This window comes from Curtobacterium sp. PhB191 (assembly GCF_004346515.1).
GTDB lineage: Bacteria > Actinomycetota > Actinomycetes > Actinomycetales > Microbacteriaceae > Curtobacterium.
On the sequence record NZ_SMBV01000004.1, the window covers coordinates 310,334 to 336,481 of the forward strand.

A 26,148-nucleotide genomic window follows, 5' to 3' on the forward strand; every position below is an offset into this window, starting at 1 on the left:
CGCGCGACGTCCGTCTATTCCCGATGGATCTGCACCGAGCCCACCCGAGGGGCGTGGGTCAGCGGTCGAACAGGCCCCCGAGGAAGTCGTTGCCCAGGTTCGAGGCCTGCTCGCCGAGGCCCGACGCCTGCTCACCGAGGCCGCCGAGGAGCTGCTCACCCTCGCCCGCGATCCCCTCGAAGCCGCCGCCGAGGTCGGCCCCGAGGTCGGCAAGTCCGAGGTCGCCGATGCCCGAGGCGATGCCGTCGAAGTCGACGCCGAGGTTCGCTGCCTCGGCCAGCACGGGCCCGGCGGCGGCGCTCAGCACCGCTCCCCCGGCGACCGCGACACCGATGCCGCCGAGCGCCATCGCGCCGGCGCCGACCGCGGCACCGCCGGCGAAGGCACCACCACGCCCGCGGCCGTTGCCGTTGCCGTTGCTCGAGCCGCCGAGGACGCGGCGGATCAGGCCCGGACGGCGGACCTCGCCGCGGGTCATCGCGCGCGCCATGCCGCCCGCCGAGTCGTCGCGCAGGTGCTCGTGCGGCGGGAGTTCGGAGTTCAGGCGGTTGCGCACCTGCTGCCGCTGCGCCGGGGTGAGGCGGGCGAAGGCGTCGTGGTGGACCTGCTCGAGCTGGTCCGGTGACGAGGTGCGGAGCAGGTAGTCGTACTTCGCGAGTGCGACCTTGTCCGAGTCGGCCGGGCCGTGCTGCTGCGGCTGCCCGTACTGCTGCTGGCCGTACTGCTGCTGGGGCGCCTGCCCGTACTGCTGCTGGCCGTACTGCTGCTGCTGCGGCTGGCCGTACTGCTGCTGCGGCCGCTGCTGCTGGCTCCGGTCGTCGCCCGTCAGCCGGTCCGCTGCACCGCGGACGACGTCACGCCAGTCGGTCCCGCCAGCGCGCTGCGCTCCGTTGCCGGGCGCACCGTCCCCCTGCCCACGCTTCTGGAGCTGCTTGTCGATGACCTTCGAGGCCATGCCGAGGATGCGGTTGAAGTTCGCCATCCCCCGACCTTTGTGGATGCACATGTGCGCTCCCAGCGACGAACCGGCGGGTCGCCCGCACATCCGGCAGGAAACCGCTGTGAGCAACGACCGGAATGTCACCGGACAGTTCGTCGTAGGCTTGACCCGGTCGCGCCACCGCCGGAGCGCGATCCGGGCGAAAGCTCGAAGCCCGGGACTGCGACAACAGTTCCGGGCTTCGATTTGCCTTCCGAGTGGAAAGCCAAGGGATGAACCAACCATCCCGAGTCCAACGCTCGGAACCGATGGTAGCCGAGCACGCTCGGCGACGCATCCCTTGGTCGAAGCTCCTCGTGTCAGCCGGCGACGACACCAGGAGGTCACCGATGTCGAACGACACCGATGATCGGTCCAGGCGTCGGGTGCCCTGGCTGGGGATCGCGAGCTTGCTCGTGACCGTGGTCAGGCTCCTGATCGACCTGTCCCGCAGGGACTGAGGACCCGGGTGTCCCGCATCGCGCTCAACGGTGCGGGACACCTGTCGTCACGCGAGCAGCTGTGCCGCTCGCACGACGAAGGCAGCCGACGCCGCCAGCCCGAGGATGACCGCTGCGAGTGAGACTCCGAACCCGGTGATCCGTTGCCCGGTGAGCTGCCCGGCGCGTGCCAGACCGATCGCGCCGAAGACGATCCCCAGGATGCCGGGGATCGCGAACACGTTGACGATGAACCCGAGCAGCGCGAGGACCAGCCCGGCGTACCCGAACGGATTCGCTGCACGGGTCGCCCGGTCCTTGGCGATCCGGGCCTTCCTCCCTCGGAGCGGTTGCTCGGTGACGGCCGCGCGGTACTCCGACGGCGCGGGCGGACGCGGTGCCGGCTCCCACTGTGGCGTGGGGACAGCTGCAGCAGGTTGGGGTGCGAGTGCTCCCCAGCGTGCTCCGTCCCACCACCGTGTGCGGTTCGAATCTTGCGGGTCCGGGTACCACCCGGCGATCGGCAGCGTCACTGTGCTCCCCTCCGTTGCCTCCGAGGAGGCTACGGAACCGGCGTCGTCACGCGCACGCCCCAGTCGTGGTGCCACGCGGCACGCCCCGTCAGGACAGGACGCGCGCCAGGTACGCGTTGCGGAACCGGCCCGTGGGGTCGACGTCGCGGGCGACCGCGGCGAAGTCCGACAGCCGCGGGTACGCCTCGTGCAGGCGCTCGACGCTCACGCCGGACACCTTGCCCCAGTGCGGCCGCGGGTCGAAGGGCGCGAGCGCTTCCTCGATCCGCGTCACCGCGGCCGCCACGGCAGCGGCGTCCCGGCGGAACGTGAAGTGGATGCCGACCGACTGCCGACCGGACGACGGCGCGAGCCAGGCGGTGTCGGGTGCGATCGTGCGGACCTCGGCGGCGATGAGGATCGGCGCGAACACCGACTCGAGCGGACGGAGGGCCGCGAGCGCGGACACTGCCGACGCTGCCGGGATCAAGTACTCGGCCTGGATCTCGGCACCGGTCGACGGCGTGAACGAGGACCGGAAGTGCGGCAGCCGCTCGGCCCACGGCCCGGGGACGCCGCCCTGCTCGGTGACGCCGGCGGGGTCGTTCTCCCCCGGGTGCACGGGGCCGGTGGCGGGCCGCGCTCCGAGGGCGACGAGGTCGACGGTGGGCGAGGGCTCGTCCACGCGGTGCTTCACCCAGACCTGCCGGGCGCCGCGGTCGTCGAACGAGGTGAACATCGACACCGAGTAGGCGTCGGACATGACCTGGTCGAAGTGGGCGGACACCGCGTCCCACGGCAGGTCGAGGTGCACCGTCGTGGCGACCTCGAACGTCGGCTCGATCGCGAGCTCCACCGTGGTGACGACACCGAGCGCACCGATGGCCACCCGGTGGGCGTCGAGGGCCCCGTCCGGCGAGGACGCATCGACGTGCTCGATCGCCCCGGAAGCGCGGACGACGTCGAGCCCGACCACCGCCTGCGCGAGCGACGGGTTGCGGACGCCGGAGCCGTGCGTGCCCGTGGCGACGGCCCCGGCCGTGGAGATGTGCGGCAGGGACGCGAGGTTCCCGAGTGCCCAGCCACGGGCCTCCAGACCGGCCGCGACCTGACTGTGCGTCATGCCGGCGGCCACGCGGACCACACGACGCGACGTGTCGATGTCGAGCACCGGCGGCAGGTCCTGCAACGACACCTGCACGGCGTCGGTGTCGGCGATCGTGTTGAAGGAGTGCCGTGAGCCGAGCGCCGTCAGGCGCGGGGTCGACGCGACCAGTTCCTGCAACGCGGCCACCGACGTCGGACGCGCCAGACCGGACGCCCGGTAGGTGACGTTGCCCGCCCAGTTCGTCCGCGTGCGCTGCTCTGCGATCACGTCGCTCATCGTACGGTCCGCGTCCCTCAGAAGCCGCGGTCGAGACGGTGCCACGTCTGCTGGAGACGCAGCTCGTCGCGGAACCCGCGGGCGGTGGTGTGCTCGTCGATGACCAGGAACTCGGTGCCGACCATGGTCGCCAGGTCCTCGACCACCTGCAGACCGACGGCCGTCGTCATCACGGTGTGGTGGGCGGCGCCGGCGGTGAGCCAGGCCTCGGCGGCGACGGGGAACGACGGGCGCGGCTCCCAGACGGCACGGCCGACGGGGAGCTTCGGCAGGGCCTCGGTCGGCGGCACGACGTCGACGACGTTCGCGGTCAGGCGGAAGCCGTCGCGGGTGTCGGAGAGCGCGACCACCACGGCCTCGCCGGAGTCGGCGGTGAAGACCAGGCGGACCGGGTCGTCCTTGCCGCCGATGCCGAGCGGGTGGATCTCCAGCGTCGGCTTCGTGGTGGTGAGCGTGGGCGAGACCTCGAGCATGTGGGCACCGAGGATCTTCTCAGCACCGGGCGTGAGGTCGTAGGTGTAGTCCTCCATCAGGCTCGCACCACCGGGCAGTCCGGCGCCGGCGACGTTCATCGCACGGACCAGGACGGCCGTCTTCCAGTCGCCCTCGGCGCCGAAGCCGTAGCCGTCCGCCATCAGGCGCTGGACCGCGAGGCCGGGCAGCTGCTTGAGCGTGCCGAGGTCCTCGAAGTTGGTGGTGAAGGCGGCGGAGCCGTTCTGCTGCAGGAGCGTGCGGAGGCCGATCTCGATGGCGGCGCCGTCGCGGAGCGCGGCGTGCCGTGCGCCGCCGTCGCTGCGGAGTGACGGGTCGACGTCGTAGTCGCGCTCGTAGGTCGCCACGAGCGCGTCGATCTCTTGGTCCGACGCGGCGGACACGGCCGCTGCCAGCTCGTTCACCGCCCAGGTGTTCACCTGCACGCCGAGCTCGATCTCCGCCTCGGTCTTGTCGCCCTCGGTGACGGCGACGTAGCGCATGTTGTCGCCGAAGCGGGTGAGCTTCAGCTCACGGACTGCTGCGGCGCCGGCTGCGGCACGGGTCCAGTTCGACACTCGCTGCTGGACGCGAGGATCCGAGACGTGCCCGACGGCGGTGGCGTGCCGGACACCGAGGCGTGCGAGCGCGTAGCCGAACTCACGGTCGCCGTGCGCGGCCTGGTTGAGGTTCATGAAGTCGAAGTCGATGTCCGCCCACGGCAGCGTGACGTTCGCCTGCGTGTGCAGGTGCAGCAGCGGCTTCGTCAGCGCCTGCAGGCCACCGATCCACATCTTCGCGGGGCTGAAGGTGTGCATCCAGGTGGTGACGCCGATGACCTTGTCGTCGGCGCTGGCCTCGATCAGGGCGCGGCGGATGCCGTCGGCGTCCTTCAGGACCGGCTTCCAGACGAGCTTGACCGGCAGCGCGCCGGCCAGTTCGGCGTGCACGGCCTTGCTCTGCTCCTCGACCTGGCGCAGCGTCTCCTCGCCGTACAGCCCCTGGGAGCCGGTGAGGAACCAGACCTCGTAGCCGTCGAGCGTGGCCTGGGGGTCGACGGTGGTCTCCTGCGTCATTGCATGGCTCCTTCGGGGTTCTGTCCGTAGACGTTCTGGTAGCGATCGAAGAGTCGATCGATGTCTGCTTGCGCGATCGGGACCACGTCCCCGCCCTGTTTCGCGATGTGCACGGTGCGGGCGACGTCCTCGCACATCACGGCGGCCTTGACGGCGTCCTTCGCGTCCTTGCCGATGGTGAAGACGCCGTGGTTCTGCATGAGGACCGCGCGGGATCGGTGGCCGGTCAGCGTCTCGACGATGCCGTGGCCGATGGAGTCGTCACCGATGATCGCGAACGGCCCGACCGGGATCGGCCCGCCGAACTCGTCCGCCATCGCGGTGATCACGCACGGGATGGGTTCCGCTCGTGCGGCCCACGCCGTCGCGTACGTCGAGTGGGTGTGCACGACACCGCCGACCTCGGGCATGTTCCGGTACACGTGGGCGTGCGCGGCGGTGTCGGAGCTCGGTCCGTGCGCGTTGCCCCAACCGTCGGCCGGCTCGCCGTCGAGGGTGCAGACGACCTGGTTCTCCGGGGTCAGGTCGTCGCTCGAGACGCCGCTCGGCTTGATGACGAACAGGTCGGTGCCGGGCACACGCTCGGAGACGTTGCCGCCGGTCCAGATCACCAGACCGTAGCGGACGAGTTCACCGTGCAGGCGGGCGACGCGTTCCCGGGTGGTCGCCACTGCCTGGCGCGTGGTCGGGTCGGTCGCGTCGGCGTGCTGGGTCGCGTTCTGCTGGGTCGCGTCGGTCATCGGGTCGCTTCCTGCTCTGCCGGGAGGCGCGGGTCGGCGCCGTCGGTCTGCTCGGTCGGGCGCGTGGTCGCGCTGGGGCGGGTCGCCGCCGCCGCCACGTCCTGCACGGGCAGTGCGGCCCGGTAGCGGCCCAGGTAGGTCTGGAAGCCGTCGACGTCGGCCGGCTCGGGCTCGGCCACGTGCACGGCGTCCCCGCCGAACACGGTGTCCGACAGGAAGTCGGCGAGCTGCTGGTCGGTGTGCTCGAGGTAGGCGGCCAGGACGGCGATGCCCCACGCCCCGCCCTCGCCCGCGGTCTCCTCGAGGGCGATCGGCACCCGCAGTGCCGCGGCGAGCAGTCGCTGCGGGGCACCCGGCGTGCGGAAGAGCCCGCCGTGCGCGGTCATCCGGTCGACCTGCACCTGCTCGCCGTGCAGCACGTCCATGCCGATCGCCAGGGTGGCGAACGCGCCGTGCACCTCGGAGCGGACCAGGTTGCCCAGGGTGAAGCGGGCGTCGGGGGTGCGGAGCAGCAGGGGCCGGCCGTCCTCGACGTGGGTGACCGGTTCACCGGCCAGGTAGTTGAACGAGAGCAGGCCGCCGGCGTCGGGGTCGGTGCTGTCCGCGATCGATTCGGTGAGCAGTGTCGCGTAGACGGTGTCGACGTCGAGGGGCTGCCCGGCCGCTTCGGCGAACCGTCCGAAGACCTTCGCCCAGCTCGCGATCTCGCTCGCGCCGTTGTTGCAGTGCACCATCGCCACGGCGTCGCCCGCCGGGGTGGTCACGACGTCGAGTTCCTCGTGCGGGGTGCTGAGCGGGTGCTCGAGGACCACCATCGCGAAGATGCTCGTGCCGACGCTGACGTTGCCGGTGCGGGGTGCGACGGCGTTCGTCGCGACCATGCCGGTGCCGGCGTCGCCCTCGGGCGGGCAGAGCGGCGCGCCGGGTTCGAGCGTGCCGGTGGGGTCGAGCCACGCGGCGCCCTCGGGGGTCAGCTCACCGGCTTCGGCACCGGCGACGAGGACCTCGGGCAGCAGGGACCGCAGGTCCGGCACACCGATCAGGTCCTGCGCGGTGGCGAGCATCGCATGGTCGAAGTCCTTCGCGCCCGGGTCTCCAGGGCCGCTGTCGACGGGGCCGCCCTCGATCGGGAACACGCCGGACGCATCCCCGACGCCGAGCACGTTCCGTCCGGTGAGTCGTCGGTGCACGTAGCCCGCGAGCGTCGTGATGCCCGCGACCTCGGCCACGTGCGGCTCCTCGTCGAGGACCGCCTGGTACAGGTGTGCGATCGACCAGCGGAGCGGCACGTTGAAGGCCAGTGCCTCGCTGAGCTGTTCGGCTGCGGGCCCGGTCGAGGTGTTCCGCCAGGTCCGGAACGGCACGAGCAGGTCGCCCGCGGCGTCGAACGCCAGGTAGCCGTGCATCATCGCGCTCACGCCGACCGCGCGGAAGGTGGTCGGACGCACGCCGAACTGCGCTTCGACGTCGGCGACGAGCGCGGCGTACGCGGCCCGGAGGCCGGTCTCGACGGCGTCGAGCGAGTAGGTCCAGCGGCCGTCGACGAACTCGTTCTCCCACTCGTGGGAGCCGGCGGCGATGGGGACGAGGTCCTCGTCCACCAGGCATGCCTTGATGCGGGTGGAGCCGAGCTCGATCCCGAGTGTCGTGCGGCCGTTCGCGACCTGCTGGGTGGGGTCGTCGCCCATGCGTTCCTCCAGAACTCCGTCGTCCTCCGTGAGCGCTCACATCCTGGCACGTGAGCGCTCACTCTCGCAACGTCCGGGCGCGCCGCCCGCTCGCCTGCCCCACCAGTCGAGACACCCCGCTCACGTCCGCCGAGGTTCCACAACTCGCCGCCCGCGCAGCGCCCAGGTTCCACGACCGCCTCGGATCCCCGCCCAGATGCCGAAATCTCGGAACCCCGGGCGCCGAGCGGCAATCCCGGGCAACGGCCTTCGGCGCGTCCCGACGGACCCCGACGCGGCGACGACTCGCCCGACCCTTCCCCGCCGAGGTTCCACGACTCGCCGCCGCCGGTGCGCCGAGGTCCCACGAACGGCTCGGAGTCCCGCCCAGATGCCGAGATTTCGGAACCTCGGCGACGGGCGCGACGGGCGGACGGGCGCGCGGGCTACGCGCCGGCGGTGCTCTCGCGGATGACGAGGGACGGGGTGACCGTCGCCGAGGCGGCCGCACCGCCGTCGATCAGGCCGAGCAACGCCTGCCCGGCCACGCGCCCGAGCTCCTCGAGCCGCAGGTCCACCGTCGTCAGTGGCGGCCTCGAGGCGAGCGCCATCACGTCCCAGTCGTCGTACCCGGTGACGGCGACGTCCTCGGGGACCGAGCGTCCGAGCTCCCGAAGCCGATCGCACACGCCGCGGGCGATCTGGTCGCTGCCGCACACGATCGCGTCGACCTCGGGCGACTGCCGCGCGAGCACGTCGACGGCCTGGCGCCCCCACCGCTCCGACCACTCGCCGAACAGCGGCGGCGTGACCAGTCGCGACCCGAGCACGGAGGCCGCGCCCGCCACCCGACGTTCGGCGGAACGGTGCCGTGCGGGCCCGGTGACGACGGCGACCCGCTGCCGCCCGAGCGTCAGCACGTGCGAGGCGACGAGCGCGGACCCGGCGGAGTCGTCGAGGGTGATCGACACGTCGTCGGCCGAGGTCGACGGCGTGAACGCGTACACGACCGGGATCGCCACGTCGATCGGCGGTCGCGGGTCGGCGGACCGTCCGGTCACGATGATGCCGTCGACTCCGCGGGCTGCAAGCGAGCGGAGGTAGTGGGCCTCGCGGACGTGGTCGTCGCGGGTGTCGCAGAGCAGGACCGCCATCTGTCCGGCGGACAGGGCGTCCTCGGCACCGAGGAGCACCGGGATCGAGAACCGACCGAAGGAGTCGGTGGTGATCATGCCGACCGTGTAGGTCCGGCCGGAGGACAGCGCACGGGCCCGGGCGTCGCCCACGAACCCGAGCTTCTCGGCGGCGTCCTTGACCCGTGCCCGGGTGGAGTCGCGGAGCTGTCCGGTGCCGTTGAGCGCCTTCGACGCCGTGCCGATCGACACCCCGGCGAGCGCGGCGACGTCGGTGATCCGGACAGGCTGCGTGCTGCGGTCGGCACCGGTGCGCTCGAGGGTCACGGCAAGTTCCTTTCCGGATCGCGGGACGTGACGATGAGCATACGCAGAAAACCCACCAGCCCCCTTGCGCGGCGAAGACCAGTGTCGTAACGTCCACCGCAGAAACCGTTTTCCGAAACGCTGCACGAACGGCGGCACCGGGACGGTCCCAGTCACATCGCAAGGAGGCGACATGACCACCACGCTCGCGACCGACAGCCGTGCGCACACCGCGACCCCGGTCCTCCCGACCGCCGACGCGCACCTCACGCTCCGGCCCCTGCCGACGGGCGACGCCCGGATCACCGGCGGCTTCTGGGCACTCCGGCAGGAGCGCAACGGCCGTGACGCGGTCCGCGGCGGGTACGCCTTGCTCGAGACCGCCGGCAACTTCCGGAACCTGCGCATCGCCGCGGGGCTCGAGGAGGGCGAGGCCACCGGCCCGATCTTCATGGACTCGGACGTGACGAAGTGGCTCGAGGCGGTGGCGTGGGAGTACGGCCGCGCCCCGTCCGAGGACCTGCTCGAACTGCAGCGCGAGGTCACCGCCCTGTACGCCCAGGCGCAGGCCGACGACGGCTACCTCGACTCCGTGCAGCAGATCCGGGGGAAGGGCGAGCGGTACACGGACCTCAAGTGGAGCCACGAGATGTACTGCGCCGGCCACCTCTACCAGGCGGCCGTGGCACAGCACCGTGCGACGGGCGACACCGGCCTGCTCGAGGTCGCGATCAAGAACGCCGACCACCTGGTCCGCACGTTCGGCGACGGGACCGCACCGGACGGCACGCCGAAGACCCGCGACGTCGACGGCCACCCCGTCGTCGAGATGGGCCTCGTCGAGCTGTACCGCGAGACCGGCAACCGTGAGTACCTCGACTTGGCGCACTGGTTCGTCGACGCCCGCGGCACGGGAATCATCGAGCGTGCCGGCGGCGAGCCGACGTACTTCTCCGACCGGGTGCCGAGTCGGCAGGCCACGACCGTCGAGGGCCACGCCGTCCGCGCCGTGTACCTGGCAGCCGGCGCCGTCGACGTCGCGATCGAGACCGGCGACACCGAGCTGCTGGCCGCGAGCGAGGGACAGTTCGCGGACATGATGGCGACGAAGGCGTTCATCACCGGCGGCCTCGGGGCGCGCTGGGACTGGGAGGCGTTCGGCGACCCCTACGAGCTGCCGACCGACCGTGGCTACGCCGAGACCTGCGCGGCCATCGGCGGTGTGCAGTGGGCGTGGCGCCTGCTGCTCGCCACCGGCAAGCCGGTCTACGCCGACGCGATCGAGCGCCTGCTGTACAACGCGTTCCTGGCCGGCGTGAGCCTGGCGGGCACCGAGTACTTCTACGTGAACCCCCTGCAGCAGCGGGACCACGCGCACCAGGACGAGAACCGCTCCCCCGCTCACGGGCGCCGAGGCTGGTTCGACTGCGCCTGCTGCCCGCCGAACATCATGCGCACGTTCGCGAGCCTGGACGGCTACCTGGCGACCGCGACCGACGGCGGCCTGCAGATCCACCAGTACGCAACGGCGGACCTCGGGCCGGTGTCGGTCGAGACCGGCTACCCGCACGACGGCCGCGTGGTCGTCACGGTCACCGAGGACGGCCCGCTCGCCCTCGGTCTGCGGATCCCGGTCTGGTCGGACACGACGACGGTGCAGGGACCGGACGGTACGGCCCACCCGGAGCCGGGCACGCTGCACGTCGTCGACCGGCACTGGACCGCCGGGGACACGGTCGAGCTCGTCTTCGACACGACGCCGCACCGGTACGTGGCCGACACCCGCATCGACGCCGCCCGCGGTCAGGTCGCCATCGAGCGCGGCCCCCTCGTGTACGCGGTGGAGCAGGCGGACCAGCAGGGCTTCACGGTCGACGACCTGACGGTCGACGCGGTCGCACCGATCACCGAGGAACGTCGCGACGACCTGCTCGACGGCATCGTCACGCTGCGCGTGCCCGGACACGCCCCGGCCGGACACGAGCAGGCATCGTGGCCGTACCAGCGGCTGGACGGGCCGGGAGGCGCGACGAACGCTCTCGACGCGACCAACGTCGGCGACGTGGCCGGTTCCGAGAACGCCACCACGGGCCTCCCGGCCGTCACCGCGACCGCGGTTCCCTACTACGCCTGGGCGAACCGGGGCGCAGCGCCGATGCGCGTGTGGCTCCCGCTGGCGCGGTGATCTGATGGACCGCAGAGCGTTCCTGGTCGGCGGTGTCGCCGGCGGCGCAGCACTCGCCCTGGCAGGGTGCTCCGGCACCCTGCCGAAGGTCGACGCGAAGGTGGCGAGCTTCGGGAAGGACGCGACCGGCACCGTGCACGTCTGGTGCCGGTCCGCGACCCAGGCAGGGCTGACCTCGGCCGTGGCCGGGTTCAACAAGGCGAACCCGAAGCTGCAGGTCGAGCTGACCCCGGTGCCGGACGGTCAGTACGTGACGAAGCTCGCGACGGCCATCCGCGGTGGTGAGCCGCCGGACGTCGTGGACATCGACGACATCAACTCGCAGCTGTTCATCTTCCGCGAGGCGTTCGCCGACCTGACCGACGTCGTCAAGGGCCTCGACTACTTCGACGCGATCTCGCCGGGCCACCTGCGGCTGCTCGAGTACCGCGACCGGTACTACGGGCTGCCCTACCTGGCGGACAACTCGCAGCTGTTCGTCAACACCGAGCTGTTCGACCGGGCGGGGCTCGACGTCGAGGACTCCACGAAGGACCTCTCCACGCTGCTCGACGCGGCGAAGGCCATCCGGAAGCTCGACGACGACGTCTACGGGTGGTCGATCTCCGGCAACGCCGCCGGCATCATCGGCTTCGTCACCCAGCCGCACGTCTGGGCAACGGGTGTCGACATGATGTCCGGCGAGGTCGGCTCCCAGACGGCGAACATCACCGGCAACGACGCGCTGGAACGGATGCTCGAGTTCTACCGGCAGCTCTGGAAGGACGGCTCGCTGTCGAAGGCGACGTACTCGGACGCCGGCACCACGTGGGGCGCGGACTTCCGGGCCGGCAAGGTCGGGATCTTCCCGACCTCGTACGGCGCCACCGTGCCCGCGGCCACCAAGGCGATGCGGGCGAAGATGCAGACGGTGCTCATCCCGTCGTGGGACGGCCAGCGGTCGTTCTTCGACGGCGGCGACAACATGTGCATCCCGAACGGGGCGGCGAACCCGTCCGGCGGCTGGGCGTTCATGCAGTACGCGAACGGCCTGCAGCAACAGCAGGCCCTGCCCGACGGCGGGTACTTCCCCACCCGCTCGGACGCCGCGACGCCCGAGTACCGGAAGCGGTTCCCGTTGGCGTTCGGCCCGCTCGACGCCATCGACAAGGGCTACGCGCCGCAGACCCTGGCGTACAACCTGCTCAACAACCAGCCGTCGTCACCGTACTTCGCGATGTTCCGCGAGGCCGTGTTCGGCTCGGGCACCGCTGCCGCGATGAAGACGGCGCAGGCGGACTACACCCGCATCCTCGACCAGGTCCAGGCCTGACCGTCGCCCGCTCGCCTGTTCGCTCGTTCGTTCGCTCGTTCGCTCGCTCGCTCGTTGCACAGAGAGGTGCAGACATGACCACCATCTCCAACCGACGGACCGGCGCCGGCCGCCCCACCGTCGGCCGCGGCGCCGGCCGCCCGGGCCGCTCGGGCCGCCCGGGTCCGTCCCGCGGGTCGCTCACGCACCCGCCGCGCGCCGGCGCCGTGCTCGTCACCCCGGCGATCGTCTTCGTCGCGGTGTTCGTCCTCGCGCCGCTCGTGTTCGCGCTCTACATCTCGTTCACGAACTGGCCCCTGATCGGTCCGTACCGGTTCATCGGGCTGCAGAACTACCTGACGCTGTTCCAGGACCCGACGTTCGTGCACGCCATCGGGTACACGCTGCTGTACACCGCGATCGTGACGGTGCCGATCCTGGTGCTCGGCTACTTCCTGGCGGTGCTCATCCGGGCACGGCGACGGGGCAGCACCCTGCTGCGGACGGTGTTCTTCCTGCCGTACGTCGTCGGCCTGACCACGCTGTCGTTCATGCTCGTGCTCGAGGCGCAGCCGAACTCCGGAGCCGTCAACATGGTGCTCCGCTGGCTCGGCATCACCGACGGCAGCACCGCTTGGCTCGTCAACGGCCCCCTCGCCACGCTGCTCATCTGCGTGCTCGTGGTCTGGGCGGTGTCCGGCCTGACGATGGTGCTGCTGATGTCGGCCATGCAGGGCATCCCCGACGAGGTGTACGAGTCGGCGCAGCTCGAGGGCGCGTCCTGGTGGCAGACCGAACGGCTCATCACCCTGCCGATGATCCGGTCGACCATCGCCCTCAGCGCCATCATCTCGGTGATCGGCTCGCTGCTCGCGTTCAACCAGTTCTACATCCTGACCCAGGGCGGGCCGGGGACCGAGACCACGACGATCGTCAACGCGATCTACAACCGTGGCTTCGTCAACCTGCAGCTCGGCGCCGCGACCGCCGAGTCGATCGCCCTGGTCGTCGTCATCGCCGCCGTCACGGTGTTCCAGTTCTGGGCACTGCGAGAGAAGGACTGAGCCATGAGCACCACGACCTCCCGTGCCGGACTCGCAGCGCCGGACCTGTCCACCCGCACGCTGACCACCACCGGCGACGGACGCGGCCGGCGCCACCACCAGGGCAGCGTCCGGCACCCCCGCGACACCGCCGTCAAACGCACCCTGTACGTGATCGCCGGCGTCGGGTCGGTGCTCGTCTTCGGTGTCCCGCTGCTGTGGTCGGTCCTGCGGGCGTTCCAGTCCGAGGCCGTCATCACGCAGGCCGCCGACCCCGCGACCTTCTTCCAGCTCGGCTGGCAGAACTTCGCGGCCGTCTTCAGCTCGTCGTCACACCTGCTGACCGGCGTGTTCAACTCGTTGATCGTGTCGATCGCCACCGCGGTGCTGACCGCGGTGATCGCCACGATGGCCGGGTACGGGTTCGCCCGCTTCCGGTTCCGGGGGTCGGGCATCGTGTTCGGTCTGGTGCTGCTGACGATGATGGTGCCGTTCCAGGCGATCCTCACCCCGCTGTACCTCGAGATGAACGCCATGAAACTCACGAACTCGCTGCTCGGGCTCGTGCTGTTCTACACGACGGTGAACCTGCCGTTCGGGGTGTTCGTGATGCGGAACGCGTTCGAGTCGATCCCGACCGAGCTCGAGGACTCGGCGTTCGTCGACGGTGCCTCACGCTTCCGGGTCGTCGTGTCGGTGCTCCGCCCGCTCCTGCTGCCCGGTGCGGCCACCGCTGCGCTGTACGCGTTCCTGGCGTCGTGGACGGAGTTCCTCGGAGCGCTGACGTTCCTGACGAAGGACTCGCTCTACACGCTGCCGGTGGCGCTGCTCAACCTGCAGACCGGGGCGTACGGGCAGGTGTCGTACGGCAACCTCGTCGCCGGGTCGGTGGTGGCGATGATCCCGTGCATCGCGCTCTACGTCGGGCTGCAGCGGTTCTACGTCGCAGGCCTGTCGTCCGGCGCGCTGAAGGGCTGACGGTCGGGTCAGCCCGGCCGGTGCGAGGTTGACACGGCCCCGCACCGTGCGAGGGCCCGCTCCGGTGCGAGGTTCCGTACTCCGTGCCAGGCCCGGTGGCTCGCACGGAGCACGGAACCTCGCACCGTTCGACACCACCCCTCGCACCGTGCGAGGTCCGCCGAGCTAGGCGCTGCGGCGCACCACGAGCTCGGGCGCCAGCAACGTCTCGTCGCGCGGCTCGCCCTCGACCAGGGCCCGCACGGTGTCGAGCACCCGCTCCCCCATCGCCCGGAAGTCCTGCCGCACGGTGGTCAGCGGCGGCGTGAAGTGCGCGGCCTCGGGCACGTCGTCGAACCCGACCACCGCGATGTCGTCGGGCACGCGCAGGCCCTCGTCGGCGAAGGCGTGGAGCACCCCGAGCGCCATCTGGTCGTTGCCGGCGAACACCGCGTCGACGGCCGTCACGTCGATGTGCCGCGCGGCCGCGAACCCGCTCCCCGGGGTCCAGTCGCCGTCGAGCACGACGGGCTCGAGGCCGGCGTCCTGCATGATCCGGACGTACGTGGCGCGACGCACCTCGGACTCCTGCGAGACGGGCGGGCCGGCGATGTGCACGATCCGCCGGTACCCGCGCCCGAACAGGTGTTCCATCACGAGCGACGTCCCGGCGGCCTGGTCGATCGCGACCGCGGCGACGGTCGACGCCGCCGGGGTCCGCACGGCGTCGCGCTGCACGGCGTTGGACACGACGACCGGCACGGTGACCGGCACGGTGAGCGACCCGAGGGCGTCGAGCACCCGGTTGTCCGCGGCGACGAGCACGATCGCGGCGACGTCCTGCGCGAGCAGCGTCGTGAGTGCACCGGACAGGTCGGACGGCGTCGGTTCCTCGGGCAGGGTGGAGAGCAGCACGTGGTACCCGGCCGACCGGGCCGCGCGTTCGAAGCCGATCGCGGTGCTCGACGGGCCGTACAGCGCGTCGCCGGCGGTGATGATGCCGAGCGCGCGGCTCCGCCCCCCGGCGAGTGCGCGGGCGGCGGCGCGGGGCCGGTAGCCGAGGTCGTGGACGGCGTCGGTGACCTGCGTGCGGAAGGCGTCGCGGACCGTCGGGTCGCCGTTGATCACGCGCGAGACGGTCTGGTGGGAGACGCCCGCACGCTCGGCGACGTCGAAGATCGTCGGAGCCTTCCGGCGTTTGCCGCCCGTGCCCCCTGGGGCGGTCGTGGTCGTCACGAGGCCAACCGTACCGCGCAGTCCGGCCCGCGCGGCAAGATCGCGAAACGGTCAGGTCGAGTTGACACCCCGTTACGAAAGCCCCAGTATGTGAGCGCTCACACGAGCACATCCCTCGGGGCACAGCAGCCCCGGCACCTGAGCGCGTCGAGGACGACGCGAGAGGAACAGAGGTACTTCGATGACGAAGCGCAGGATCATCGCGGGCGTAGCAGCCCTCGGCATCGCGATCGCACTCGCCGGCTGCTCGGCCGGTGGCCGCGCGTCCACCGACGGCGGCGGCAGCAGCAGCGACAACAAGGGCGCCCTCGTCGGCGTCGCCATGCCGACCAAGGTCTCGGAACGCTGGATCAAGGACGGCGACGCCGTCAAGAGCGACCTCGAGAAGGCCGGTTACAAGGTCGACCTCGAGTACGGCGACAACAAGGTCCAGCAGCAGGCCCAGCAGGTCAGCAACATGATCACGAAGGGCGCGAAGGTCCTCATCATCGCGTCGATCGACGGCGGAGCCCTCTCCGACCAGCTCGACGCCGCCGCCAAGGCCGGCATCAAGGTGATCTCCTACGACCGCCTGCTGACGGGCAACAAGAACGTCGACTACTACGTGTCGTTCGACAACGAGAAGGTCGGCGTCGACCAGGCGACGAGCCTGCTCACCGGCCTCGGCGTCCTCGACGACAAGGGCGAGAAGACCGGCGAGAAGGGCCCGTTCAACATCGAGGTCTTCGCCGGCTCGCTCGACGACAACAACGCCAGCTTCTTCTTCAACGGCGCCATGAAGACCCTCAAGCCGTACCTCGAGGACGGCACGCTGAAGATCCAGTCCGGTCAGGACCAGCTCTCGCAGGCCGCCACGCAGCAGTGGGACCCGGCGACCGCCAAGGCCCGCATGCAGAACCTCGTCGCGAAGTCGTACTCGGGCGGCACCACGCTCGACGGCGTGCTCTCGCCGTACGACGGCATCTCGATCGGAATCATCTCGGCACTGCAGGGTGCCGGCTACGGCACCAGCGACCGTCCGCTGCCGATCGTGACGGGCCAAGACGCCGAGGCGGCCTCGGTCAAGTCGATCATCGCCGGTCAGCAGTACTCGACCATCTACAAGGACACCCGCAAGCTCGCCAAGCAGTCGGTCACCATGGCCGAGGACCTGCTCACCGGTGACAAGCCCGAGGTCAACGACACGAAGAGCTACGACAACAAGGTCAAGGTCGTCCCGACCTTCCTGTTCCAGCCGACGGTCGTCACCAAGGACAACTACAAGGAAGTCCTCGTCGACTCGGGTTACTACACCGAAGCCGACCTGAAGTAGTCGCAACCCACCTGTCGGACAGGAGGCACGGGTCGACCCCGCCCCGTGCCTCCCGTCCGCCCCATCCGCGCGCCACGGCGCGCACCACGGAAGGCGGTCGACGTGACGGACACGATCCTCGAGATGCGTGACATCACCAAGACGTTCCCCGGCGTGAAGGCCCTGCAGGGCGTCTCGATCGAGGTCGAGCGTGGACAGGTCCACGCCATCTGCGGCGAGAACGGCGCCGGCAAGTCGACCCTCATGAAGGTGTTGTCGGGCGTCTACCCGCACGGCTCCTTCGAGGGCGAGATCCTGCTCGACGGCGCACCTGTCTCGTTCGCGAACATCAACGACTCCGAAGCCGCTGGCGTCGTCATCATCCACCAGGAACTCGCGCTGAGCCCGTTCCTGTCGATCGCCGAGAACATCTTCCTCGGCAACGAGCGGTCCAAGGGCGGCTTCATCGACTGGAACAAGACGAACCTGGCAGCCGCCGAGCTCCTGCAGCGCGTCGGCCTCAAGGACAACCCGGTCACGAAGATCGTGGACATCGGTGTCGGCAAGCAACAGCTCGTCGAGATCGCGAAGGCACTGTCGAAGAAGGTCAAGCTCCTCATCCTCGACGAGCCCACCGCTGCCCTGAACGACGACGACTCCGCGCACCTGCTCGAGCTCATCCGCTCGTTGCAGGCCGAGGGCATGACGGCGATCATCATCAGCCACAAGCTCAACGAGATCAAGGCGATCGCCGACAAGGTCACGATCATCCGCGACGGCAAGACCATCGAGACGCTCGACATGCACGCCGACGACGTCTCCGAGGACCGCATCATCCGCGGGATGGTCGGCCGCGACCTGTCGAACCGGTACCCCGAGCACGAGCCGAAGATCGGCGAGGAGCTCCTGCGGATCGAGGACTGGACGGTCCACCACCCGCTCGACGGGTCACGCGAGATCATCCACCAGGTCGACCTGAACGTGCGCGCCGGCGAGATCGTCGGCATCGCCGGACTCATGGGCGCCGGGCGGACCGAACTCGCGATGAGCGTGTTCGGCCGGTCGTACGGATCCGGCATCAGCGGCACCGTCTACAAGCGCGGCGAACCGATCAAGACCCACACGGTGTCGCAGGCGATCGACCACGGCATCGCGTACGTCACCGAGGACCGCAAGCGCTACGGCCTGAACCTGATCGACGACATCAAACGGAACATCTCCGGGTCGGCGCTCGGCAAGCTCGCCAGCTGGGGCTTCGTGAACGCGTCCGAGGAGACCACGGTCGCCGGGCAGTTCCTGAAGAACCTCAACATCAAGGCACCGAACGTCGACGTCATCACGGGCAAGCTCTCCGGCGGCAACCAGCAGAAGGTCGTCCTGTCGAAGTGGATGTACACCGATCCGGACGTGCTCATCCTCGACGAGCCCACCCGCGGCATCGACGTCGGTGCGAAGTACGAGATCTACACGATCATCAACAGCCTCGCGGACCAGGGCAAGGGGGTCATCGTGATCTCCTCGGAGCTCCCGGAGCTCCTCGGCATCTGCGACCGCATCTACACACTCTCCGAGGGCACCATCACCGCCGATGTGCCCCGCTCCGAGGCCACCCCAGAGGTCCTCATGCAGTACATGACCCAGGAACGGGAGACCCCTGTCAATGAACGCGCTTAAGTCCGCCGCCGGCTACCTCACCGGGCAGCTCCGACAGATCGGCCTGTTCATCGCGCTGATCGTCATCGTCGTCTTCTTCCAGGTGACGACCAACGGCATCACCCTGGCCCCGATCAACGTCTCGAACCTGATCGTCCAGAACAGCTACATCCTCATCCTCGCCATCGGCATGGTGATGGTGATCATCGCCGGGCACATCGACCTGTCCGTCGGGTCGGTCGTCGCCTTCACCGGCGCCATGGCCGGCGTGATGATCACGCAGTGGCACATCCCGTGGCCGATCGCCGTCGTGCTCTGCCTGGTCGTCGGTGCGCTCGTCGGCGCCTGGCAGGGGTTCTGGATCGCCTACTTCGGGATCCCGGCGTTCATCGTCACCCTGGCCGGCATGCTCGCCTTCCGCGGTGCGGCGCAGATCGTGCTGCACAACCAGCAGATCTCGCCGTTCCCGGACGGGTTCCGTGCTCTCGGCTCCGGCTTCCTGCCGTCGTTCGGCACCACCGGGTACGAGCCGCTCACGATGATCCTCGGCTTCGCCGCCGCGGCGGTCATGGCCGTCACGGCGTTCCGCGGCCGGGCCACCCGCCGCAAGTACCAGCTCGAGAGCGAACCGTTCGCCTGGTTCATCGTGAAGCTCGTCTTCGGCGTCGTGCTGGTCGTCTACGTGGCCCTGCTGCTCGCGAGCTACAACGGCACCCCGATCGTGCTCGTCATCCTCGGCGCACTCGTGGTGATCTACTCGGTCATCATGCGGAGCGCGGTGTTCGGCCGCCACGTCTACGCCATCGGCGGCAACGCCCTGGCCGCGCAGCTGTCCGGCGTGAAGACGAAGCGCGTCACGTTCATGCTGTTCGTCAACATGGGTGTCATCTCGGCGCTGGCCGGCGTGGTCTTCACCGGCCAGCTCAACCTGGCGGCACCCGGTGCGGGCAACGGCTTCGAACTCGACGCCATCGCCGCGGTGTTCATCGGTGGCGCAGCGGTCACCGGCGGCATCGGCACGGTGCCCGGCGCCATCGTCGGTGGTCTCATCATCGGGCTGCTGAACAACGGCATGTCGATCCTCGGGGTCGGCACCGAGTACCAGTCGCTCATCAAGGGCTTGGTCCTGCTCGCCGCCGTCGCGTTCGACGTGTTCAACAAGCGTCGGGCGGCCGCCGCGCGCAAGTAGGGGCGTCCTTCCGGGGTCACCTCCGCGAAAGCGACAGAGTGCTGCGGAACATCCGCGCACTTCTGTCGCTTTCGTGCGTCAGCGGGACAGGACGGCCCAACCCCTGGCCGGGAGGCGCAGGGTCCCGTCCCCGAGATCCGCGCCGCCCGCCTCCACCTGCGTCGCATCCGCCGCGGGCACCTCGACGGGATCGGCCGACAGGTTCAGGGCGGTCACCACGGCCGCGTCCGACGTCGCGGTCCGCAGGACGACCGCCGTGTTCGTCAGGTGCACCACGTCGGTGTGCGCCCGGTGCAACCACGGGTTGCGGCGGCGCAGGGCGATCAGGGCCTCGTACGCGTGCGTCAGGTCCCCCGCTGCGGGTGGTGTGTCCGGGAACTCCGGTCGGACCGCGTCGTCGCCACCCTCGCGTTCCTCCTTCACCCCGGTCCAGCCGTACTCGTCGCCCGCGTAGACGATCGGGGTGCCGGCGACGGTGAACAACACCGCGGCCGCGTGCCCGGCGAACTGCTCCCCCACGGCGCTCGCGATGCGGGTGACGTCGTGGTTGCCGATGAAGGTCGTCGGGGCGAACGTCTCGAGCAGGGCGTCGTGCCGCTCGATCGCGTGCGCCAGCTCGTGGCCGTTGCCGTCCGCGATGCCGTGCCAGATGCCCTGCCACAGTTCGTACTGCGTCAACGAGTCCATGGTCGACTCCCGCGCGATCGCCGCCGCGTCGCCGTGGATCACCTCACCGCTGAACCACGCGTCCGGGAACCGCTCGCGCACCCGCGGCAGCACCCTGGCCCAGAACGCCGGTGGGACCGCGTACGCAGCATCGAGGCGCCAGCCGTCGATCCGGCGCTCCAGCCAGTGCGTCATCACCTGGACGACGAGGTCCTCGGTCGCTCGGCTGTCGTGGTCCAGCGCCACGAGGATGTCGTGTCCCTCGAACAACCCGACGGGAACCGGCTGCCCCGGCGTCCACCCCGACCAGTCGATCGCGAACAGGTCAGCGGTCGCCGCGTCCGGTCCTGCTTCTTCGAGCGCCCGGAACGCCGGGTGCTCACGGCCGACGTGGTTGAAGACACCGTCGAGCAGGACCCGGATCCCCCGCTCGTGCGCCGCGGACACCAGGCGGTCGAAGTCGGCGTCGTCGCCGAGCCGGGGGTCGATCCGGAAGTGGTCCACCGTGTCGTAGCCATGGGTGGAGCTCGCGAACACCGGCCCGAGCACCAGGCCGTTCAGGCCGAGGTCCACCACGTGGTCGAGCCAGGGTTCGATGCGGCCGAGACGGTGCTCGACGGCACGCTCCTCGACCGGCACCCCCGGGCGGACGTCCGCCCCGACGAACCCGAGCGGGTACACGTGCCACCACATGACGTGCGGGACCCACGCGGGCTCGGGCGGACGGATCGGTGCGGTGTCGGTGCTCACCGCTCCGATGCTGCCAGCCGGACCTGAGCCGGGTGCGCCGGTGCTGGGAACGGACAGGGGCGGCGGGACGAGGATGTGGGCATGGGACGTGCGATCAGGACGGAAGCGGACGCTGCGGCGTCGGAGTCGGCACAGGCTGACCGGACCTGTGCGTCGTGCGGCCGTCGGATGCCGTCGTCGGCGGCGCCCGAGACCAAGTGGTGTTCCCGCGCCTGCCGTCGCCACGGGGTCGACGCCACGGACCTGGCACTCGAACAGCGCATCGACGAACTGCTCGCCGCACGGGCACGCACCTCGAGCATCTGCCCGTCCGAGGTGGCGCGGTCGCTCGAACCGGACGACTGGCGCCCACTCATGGAGCCCGCCCGTCGAGCGGCCCAGCGCATGATGGCGCGCGGCGAGGTCGAGATCACCCAGGGCGGCTCCGTCGTGGACCCGTCGACGGCGAAGGGCCCGATCCGCATCCGCCGCCCGCGGTGAGGGAACACCTGTCATGGACCGTCGGTTGGGGACGGGGATGACTGCAACCGGATCGACCGAACCGACCTCCGCCCAGCCCCGAGCCCTCGTCGTGGGAGCGAGCGGCATCACCGGCTCCGCCCTGGTGGGCCATCTGCTCGACCTCGGCTGGGACGTGACCGCGCTGTCCCGCCGACCGCTCTCCCAGCAGGACGTCCGGACCGTCGCCGCGGACCTCCGCGATCCCGACAGCCTCGGCGCCGCGCTGGCCGACGAGCGTCCCACGCACGTGTTCTTCACCGCGTGGCAGCGCCAGGAGACGGAGGCGGAGAACATCCGCGTGAACGGCGGCATGGTCCGCGACCTGCTCGCCGCACTCGCGCACGCCCCGCTGGCGCACGTCGCACTGGTGACCGGGCTGAAGCACTACCTCGGCCCGTTCGAGGCCTACGCCGCGGGCGAGATGCCGGACACGCCCTTCCACGAGGAAGAACCCCGCCTGGACACCCCGAACTTCTACTACGCGCAAGAGGACGAGCTGTTCGCCGCCGCCGAGCGCCAGGGCTTCACGTGGTCGGTGCACCGCTCGCACACCGTGATCGGGCACGCCGTCGGCAACGCGATGAACATGGGCCTGACGATCGCGGTGCAGGCGACGCTCGCGAAGGAGCTCGACCTGGACTTCGTGTTCCCGGGCAGCGAGGCGCAGTGGAACGGCCTGACCGACATGACCGAGGCGGGGATCCTCGCCGAGCAGATGGTCTGGGCGGCGACCGCACCCGAGGGTGCCGACGAGGCCTTCAACATCGTGAACGGCGACGTCTTCCGGTGGCGCTGGATGTGGCCGCGCCTGGCTGCACACCTCGGCGTCGACCCGGCGCGTGTGGTCGGGTACCAGGACGAGCCGCGACCGCTCGAGCAGCAGATGGCGCCGTACGAGTCGGAGTGGGCCGGCATCGCCGAGCGCCACGGTCTGGCAGAGGCGGACATCACGCGGCTCGCCTCGTGGTGGCACACCGACGCCGACCTCGGTCGCGCGATGGAGGTCGTCACCGACATGGGGAAGAGCCGCGAGGCCGGGTTCACGGCCTTCCGCCGGACCGAACGCGCGTTCGCCGACCTGTTCGCGCGCTACCGGGCCGACCGACTCATCCCCTGAGCCGTCGGCCCGGGACAGCGGGCTACAGCGCGAGCAGGAGCACCACGAGCGTCGCGACCGACAGCACCAGCAGGACGACGGCGCCCTGCAGGTCCTTGTCGTGCGCTCGGAGGTGCGCCACCACGGCGCCGACGAAGTAGACCACCGCGCCGATGGCCGCGGCGATGGCGAGGGGCACCCACCAGATGCCGATGACGAGCCCGGCGGCAGCGGCGACCTCGAGCACCCCGAGGACGGTCATCTGCGAGGGAGTGACGTGGACGGCCTGCATCGAGGCGACGATCTTCGGGTTGCGGACGAGTTTCATGACGCCCGAGCCGAGCAGGGCAACGGCGAGGACGAGGGACAGGACGACGGCAGCGATGTGCACGGGGAACTCCAGGTGGTGAAACGGATGGTTGTCCCCGTTTCAAACCGGGGACTGCTCCCCGTATTCCCGGCCACGCGATCTAGGCTCGGTGCATGACCCGCCGAGACGTCGCCCGGAACCGTCAGGCGCTCGTCGACGCGGCCCGGTCCGCGTTCACCGACCACGGCCTCCAGGCTGCACTGGAACCGATCGCGGTCGCAGCGGGACTCGGCAACGCGACCCTGTACCGGCACTTCCCGACCCGAGCGGCGCTGTGGGAAGCCGTCCTGGTCGAGCCGATGCACGAGGTGCTCGACCTCGTCGAGCACTGCCGCGAGCTGTCCGCCTCGGACCCGTGGGAGGGCTTCGCGACCTTCGTCCGCGAGACGGCGGCGATCGAGGCGCGCCGCACCGGCTTCAGCGAGCTCATGACCACCGACTACCGCGACGCTCCGGAACTGCTCCGGCTCCGCATCGCCGTGCAGGACGGGATCGACGCCCTCTTCACAGCCGGACAGGCGGCCGCGGTCATCCGCGCCGACGCCACCCTGGCCGACGTCGCACTCCTGCAGCTGTCGATCGCGGAGACGATCCGCACGTTCGGCCGGGTCGCACCCGAGGCGCACCGACGCTGGGTGGACCTGGTGCTCGACGGGTTCCGGGCGGCAGACGTCCCGCGCGGCACGCTGGCCGGACGCCCCCTGCGCGGCGACCAGGTCCGTCGGGCCCTGGCGGAGCGTCACCAGGCATGACCTGGCACGCTCGGAGGATGACCGCCGCCGAGGACGACCACTTCTTCGTCGTCAACGGGCGACGATGGCGCCGCACCGACCCAGCGCTGCCCGAAGACGTCGCGACGGCGCTCCGGAGCCACCTCGGTCGTGGGCGGAACGCCGTCAAGCGGGCCAAGCGCGTGGGCGACGACGAGGCACTGGCCACGGCCCGGCACCGGAACGGCCTCGCCAAGCACGGGCTGGGCGAGCGCGGGCCGGAGTGGTGGACGCGCCCCGAGGCCGATCGGATCGCCGATGCCGAGCAGGCGCTCGCCGACCTGGACGCCCTCGACGCCGACTGATCCTTCCCAGAGCACCCGCGGTGGAAAGCGGAAACGGGCGTACCTGGTCGGAAGTTCCGACCAGGTACGCCCGATTCGACCAGGTACGCCGGGGGCTGCGTCAGCCCTCGGTGTGGCCCAAGTTCGGCTCGAGGAGCAGGTGGGCCGTGCGGGATGCCGACGCGTGCAGCTCGAGGACGACGACTGCGTTCCGGCCACGACGCAGGACCGGCCCCGGGATCGCCAGGGTCTGCTGCGGGCCGCGCGACCAGTAGCGACCGAGGCAGAACCCGTTCACCCACGCGACACCCTTGCGGAAGCCGTCGAGCGCCAGGTAGCGGTCGTCCACCGCGTCGAGGTCGAACGACCCTGCGGCGAACGTCGGCCCCGCGAGCACCTCGCCGTCGGTCGGCTCCGCGGCGAACAGCGTCTCGAGGGCGGACGGTGCGATCGGGTCGAGCGCCAACGGTGCCGCGGTCCAGCGCGACAGCGGGACACCGTCGACGGCGACACCGCCGATCAGGCCCTTCGGTTCGCCGATGCGGATGCCGTAGTCGACCCGGCCCTGGTCCTCGACGAGCAGTTCGAGCGTGCCGGTCACCGGCGGCAGGACGACGGCGCGGTCGTGGTGCTCGCGCTCCAGGACGCCGACGACGACACCGTCGACGGACACGATCGCGCGGTCGCGGACCTCTTCCCCGATGGTGAGCACTCCGCCGGTGGGCAGGTCGACCTCGGCCCGGTACAGGACGAAGCCGCTGGCTGCACCGAGGGCGTCGAACGTCGGCGGCTCGTCGTGCGCTGACCACCTCGTGAGCGTGGGCAGCAGGGAGCGGAGCGACGCGACGCGGTCGAGGCGGACGGCGAGGTCCGTGGCGGGGGTGATCCGGGCCTCCAGGCCGACTCCGTCCGCCCCATCGGACGCGAGTCGACCCGACCCACCCGGCTCCATCGACGCCGGCAACGGCGGGACGGGCGCGTAGCGCTCGATGACCGCGCGGAAGGCGTGGAACTTCGAGGTGGGCCGACCAGCCTCGTCGAGCGGGGCGTCGTAGTCGTACGACGTCGCGATCGGTCGGTACACGCCCTTGTCGTTGGCGCCGTTCGTGAAGCCGAAGTTCGTGCCGCCGTGGAACATGTAGATGTTGACCGAGCCACCGGCGGCGAGCAGGACGTCGAGGTCCGCAGCGCTGTCCGCGGCCGAGGTGGTGTGGTGGTGCTCGCCCCAGCTGTCGAACCAGCCGTCCCAGAACTCGGAGCACATCAGGGGGCCGGTGGGCTGGGCCCGCCGCAGGCGTTCGAGGCGCGCGGCGGACCGTGACCCGAACGAGCCGGTCTTGTGCAGCGACGGCAGCGAACCGTCCTCGAGCATCGTGCCCATCGGCTGGTCGACGCTCGTGAAGGGAACGGTCAGCCCGATGTCGCGGTGCATCTGCTCGAGTGCACGCAGGTACTCGGGGTCGGAGCCGTAGGCGCCGTACTCGTTCTCGACCTGCACCAGGACGATGGGCCCGCCCTGGTCGATCTGCCGCGGGACCAGCACGGGGGCCAGCTGCTGCAGGTACGTCTGGACCGCCGCGAGGAACCCGGGCTCGTTGCGCCGGACGCCCACGGAGCCGTCCGCGAACAACCAGTACGGCAGACCGCCGTTGGCCCACTCCGCGCAGATGTAGGGGCCGGGGCGGACGATGGCGTGCATCCCCTCGGCAGCGACCAGGTCGAGGAACCGGCCGAGGTCGAGCCCGCCGGTCAGGTCGAAGACCCCGGGCGACGGCGCGTGCGCGTTCCAGGCGACGTAGGTCTCGATGGTGTTGAGGCCCATCAGCTTCGCCTTGCGGATCCGGTCGGCCCACAGGTCGGGGTGTACGCGGAAGTAGTGGATCGCACCGGACAGCACGCGGTGCGGCTCGCCGTCGAGCAGGAAGTCGGTGTCGCCGATGGCGAATCGCATGAGATGACTCTTTCAGACAGCGGGGTGGGGGGGGGGGGGGGGGGGCCCCCCCCCCGGGGGGGGGGGGGGGGGGGGGGGGGGTTTGGGGGGGGGGGGGGGGGGGGGGTGGGGGGGGGTTGGGGGGGGGGGGGGGGGGGGGGCCGGGGGGGCGGGGGGGGGGGGGTGGGGGGGGGGGGGGTTCTCCACCGGGGGGCCGCCCCCCCCCCC

Annotated in this window: 22 protein-coding genes; 11 read left to right on the top strand and 11 right to left on the bottom strand. The window is 70.7% G+C overall.

Going from position 1 to position 26,148, the window contains the following annotated elements:
• Window positions 1-58 precede the first annotated feature (58 nt).
• The 7 genes from EDF48_RS09265 to EDF48_RS09295 form a co-directional block, all read right to left on the bottom strand.
• Window positions 59-982, bottom strand: a complete 924-nt coding sequence (locus EDF48_RS09265) for a cation-transporting ATPase (protein WP_131879522.1) — start codon at window positions 980-982, stop codon at window positions 59-61.
• A gap of 505 nt (window positions 983-1,487) precedes the next feature.
• On the bottom strand, window positions 1,488-1,952 hold the full coding sequence (locus tag EDF48_RS09270; RefSeq protein ID WP_131879525.1) for a DUF2510 domain-containing protein: 465 nt from the start codon (window positions 1,950-1,952) through the stop codon (window positions 1,488-1,490).
• 88 nt (window positions 1,953-2,040) lie between these two features.
• On the bottom strand, window positions 2,041-3,306 hold the full coding sequence (locus EDF48_RS09275) for a D-arabinono-1,4-lactone oxidase (protein ID WP_279432382.1): 1,266 nt from the start codon (window positions 3,304-3,306) through the stop codon (window positions 2,041-2,043).
• Window positions 3,307-3,332: 26 nt separating this feature from the next.
• The gene (gene araA, locus EDF48_RS09280; protein ID WP_131879529.1) at window positions 3,333-4,862 is read right to left on the bottom strand and encodes an L-arabinose isomerase; all 1,530 of its coding nucleotides are present in this window, start codon (window positions 4,860-4,862) and stop codon (window positions 3,333-3,335) included.
• Entirely contained in the window at window positions 4,859-5,602 is a 744-nt protein-coding gene (locus EDF48_RS09285) for an L-ribulose-5-phosphate 4-epimerase (protein WP_243698074.1), read from the bottom strand. Before EDF48_RS09285 ends, araA begins: the two co-directional genes overlap by 4 nt.
• The gene (locus EDF48_RS09290) at window positions 5,599-7,290 is read right to left on the bottom strand and encodes an FGGY-family carbohydrate kinase (protein ID WP_131879531.1); all 1,692 of its coding nucleotides are present in this window, start codon (window positions 7,288-7,290) and stop codon (window positions 5,599-5,601) included. The genes EDF48_RS09285 and EDF48_RS09290 overlap by 4 nt, the downstream gene beginning before the upstream one ends.
• 425 nt (window positions 7,291-7,715) lie before the next feature.
• A complete protein-coding gene (locus EDF48_RS09295) occupies window positions 7,716-8,729 on the bottom strand; it encodes a LacI family DNA-binding transcriptional regulator (RefSeq protein ID WP_131879533.1) in 1,014 nt (337 codons plus the stop codon).
• Between the two features lie 172 nt (window positions 8,730-8,901).
• Between EDF48_RS09295 and EDF48_RS09300 the strand changes: the two genes are divergently transcribed.
• The 4 genes from EDF48_RS09300 to EDF48_RS09315 all read left to right on the top strand — a co-directional run bounded on the left by EDF48_RS09300 (window position 8,902) and on the right by EDF48_RS09315 (window position 14,205).
• Complete coding sequence (locus EDF48_RS09300; RefSeq protein WP_131879535.1) at window positions 8,902-10,893, top strand: beta-L-arabinofuranosidase domain-containing protein; 1,992 nt, start codon at window positions 8,902-8,904, stop codon at window positions 10,891-10,893.
• 4 nt (window positions 10,894-10,897) lie between these two features.
• Window positions 10,898-12,205: a sugar ABC transporter substrate-binding protein gene (locus tag EDF48_RS09305; protein ID WP_131879536.1), complete on the top strand. Its 1,308-nt coding sequence runs from the start codon at window positions 10,898-10,900 to the stop codon at window positions 12,203-12,205.
• 74 nt (window positions 12,206-12,279) lie between these two features.
• The gene (locus EDF48_RS09310) at window positions 12,280-13,248 is read left to right on the top strand and encodes a sugar ABC transporter permease (protein ID WP_123672474.1); all 969 of its coding nucleotides are present in this window, start codon (window positions 12,280-12,282) and stop codon (window positions 13,246-13,248) included.
• A 3-nt stretch (window positions 13,249-13,251) separates the two neighbouring features.
• Complete coding sequence (locus tag EDF48_RS09315; RefSeq protein ID WP_131879538.1) at window positions 13,252-14,205, top strand: carbohydrate ABC transporter permease; 954 nt, start codon at window positions 13,252-13,254, stop codon at window positions 14,203-14,205.
• A 165-nt stretch (window positions 14,206-14,370) separates the two neighbouring features.
• Here EDF48_RS09315 and EDF48_RS09320 read toward each other — a convergent pair whose 3' ends face one another.
• A complete protein-coding gene (locus EDF48_RS09320) occupies window positions 14,371-15,420 on the bottom strand; it encodes a substrate-binding domain-containing protein (RefSeq protein WP_131879540.1) in 1,050 nt (349 codons plus the stop codon).
• Between the two features lie 181 nt (window positions 15,421-15,601).
• Here EDF48_RS09320 and chvE point away from each other — a divergent pair, with 181 nt between their 5' ends.
• The 3 genes from chvE (at window position 15,602) to mmsB (ending at window position 19,553) form a co-directional block, all read left to right on the top strand.
• Complete coding sequence (gene chvE / locus EDF48_RS09325; RefSeq protein WP_123672475.1) at window positions 15,602-16,732, top strand: multiple monosaccharide ABC transporter substrate-binding protein; 1,131 nt, start codon at window positions 15,602-15,604, stop codon at window positions 16,730-16,732.
• A 102-nt stretch (window positions 16,733-16,834) separates the two neighbouring features.
• Window positions 16,835-18,385 (top strand): multiple monosaccharide ABC transporter ATP-binding protein, encoded by a 1,551-nt coding sequence (mmsA, locus tag EDF48_RS09330; RefSeq protein ID WP_131845834.1) that lies wholly within the window; start codon window positions 16,835-16,837, stop codon window positions 18,383-18,385.
• Window positions 18,372-19,553 carry a multiple monosaccharide ABC transporter permease gene (gene mmsB / locus EDF48_RS09335; protein WP_111086259.1) on the top strand — a complete coding sequence of 394 codons (1,182 nt, stop codon included), beginning with the start codon at window positions 18,372-18,374 and terminating at the stop codon, window positions 19,551-19,553. The genes mmsA and mmsB overlap by 14 nt, the downstream gene beginning before the upstream one ends.
• 78 nt (window positions 19,554-19,631) lie before the next feature.
• On the opposite strand, the gene EDF48_RS09340 is transcribed toward mmsB, so the two are convergent.
• Window positions 19,632-20,969: an alpha-amylase family glycosyl hydrolase gene (locus EDF48_RS09340; protein WP_243698075.1), complete on the bottom strand. Its 1,338-nt coding sequence runs from the start codon at window positions 20,967-20,969 to the stop codon at window positions 19,632-19,634.
• Between the two features lie 81 nt (window positions 20,970-21,050).
• On the opposite strand from EDF48_RS09340, the gene EDF48_RS09345 reads away from it, so the two are divergent.
• Together EDF48_RS09345 and EDF48_RS09350 are read left to right on the top strand one after the other, a co-directional pair.
• On the top strand, window positions 21,051-21,449 hold the full coding sequence (locus tag EDF48_RS09345) for a DUF3253 domain-containing protein (RefSeq protein ID WP_131879542.1): 399 nt from the start codon (window positions 21,051-21,053) through the stop codon (window positions 21,447-21,449).
• A gap of 37 nt (window positions 21,450-21,486) precedes the next feature.
• Window positions 21,487-22,587 (top strand): SDR family oxidoreductase, encoded by a 1,101-nt coding sequence (locus tag EDF48_RS09350; protein WP_131879544.1) that lies wholly within the window; start codon window positions 21,487-21,489, stop codon window positions 22,585-22,587.
• Between the two features lie 22 nt (window positions 22,588-22,609).
• Here the strand turns inward: EDF48_RS09350 and EDF48_RS09355 are convergent, their stop codons facing one another.
• The gene (locus tag EDF48_RS09355) at window positions 22,610-22,957 is read right to left on the bottom strand and encodes a DoxX family protein (protein WP_123291920.1); all 348 of its coding nucleotides are present in this window, start codon (window positions 22,955-22,957) and stop codon (window positions 22,610-22,612) included.
• A 92-nt stretch (window positions 22,958-23,049) separates the two neighbouring features.
• On the opposite strand from EDF48_RS09355, the gene EDF48_RS09360 reads away from it, so the two are divergent.
• The gene (locus tag EDF48_RS09360; protein ID WP_131879546.1) at window positions 23,050-23,688 is read left to right on the top strand and encodes a TetR/AcrR family transcriptional regulator; all 639 of its coding nucleotides are present in this window, start codon (window positions 23,050-23,052) and stop codon (window positions 23,686-23,688) included.
• Window positions 23,689-23,705: 17 nt separating this feature from the next.
• Window positions 23,706-24,011: a biopolymer transporter Tol gene (locus EDF48_RS09365; RefSeq protein WP_131879548.1), complete on the top strand. Its 306-nt coding sequence runs from the start codon at window positions 23,706-23,708 to the stop codon at window positions 24,009-24,011.
• Between the two features lie 100 nt (window positions 24,012-24,111).
• On the opposite strand, the gene EDF48_RS09370 is transcribed toward EDF48_RS09365, so the two are convergent.
• The gene (locus EDF48_RS09370) at window positions 24,112-25,941 is read right to left on the bottom strand and encodes a beta-galactosidase family protein (RefSeq protein WP_131879550.1); all 1,830 of its coding nucleotides are present in this window, start codon (window positions 25,939-25,941) and stop codon (window positions 24,112-24,114) included.
• Window positions 25,942-26,148: the final 207 nt, after the last annotated feature.